1 protein-coding gene is annotated in these 458 nt (G+C 46.1%); it reads left to right on the top strand.

What is annotated here, in order from left to right; translation table 11 throughout:
- Nucleotides 1-458 (top strand): DUF6443 domain-containing protein (locus DRF61_RS22500; RefSeq protein ID WP_238601936.1); only part of this gene is annotated, 458 nt, incomplete at both ends.

The raw sequence follows: 458 nt of genomic DNA, 5'->3' as shown, positions 1-458 counted from the left end.
GAGATGTGGTAGTTCCTATAGAATACGATTCAAAAGGAAGACAAGCCAAAAGCTACCTTCCTGTTCCCCAGTCAGGTACTGCGAACGGAGCCATCTATATCAATCCACTAGCCAATGCACCTTCTGCAGGATACGGAAGTGAAAAGATCTATACTGAAAAGCGCTATGATGATCTCTTTACCGGAAGAGTAAGCCAGGTTGTTCCGGCAGGAACCGCCTGGTCCCAGAAACCTGCCAACATGACCTACGGAATCAATTCTGATGGTGAAGTGAAAAAATATAAGGTAACAACAAGCTGGATAGAAGGCAGAACGGACTCCAGTATTTCCCTGGTAACTTCCTATGCTGGGGGGCAACTCATGAAAACTTCCGCTACTGATCCGGACGGAAATACCACTACAGAATTCCAGAATGGGAAAGGACAAACCATACTGGTCAGAAAAAATGACGGTACCCAG

The organism is Chryseobacterium lathyri (assembly GCF_003290185.1).
GTDB classification, from domain to species: domain Bacteria; phylum Bacteroidota; class Bacteroidia; order Flavobacteriales; family Weeksellaceae; genus Chryseobacterium; species Chryseobacterium lathyri.
The sequence above is the reverse complement of the archived record's forward strand: the minus strand, read 5'-3'. Positions and strand labels throughout refer to the sequence as shown.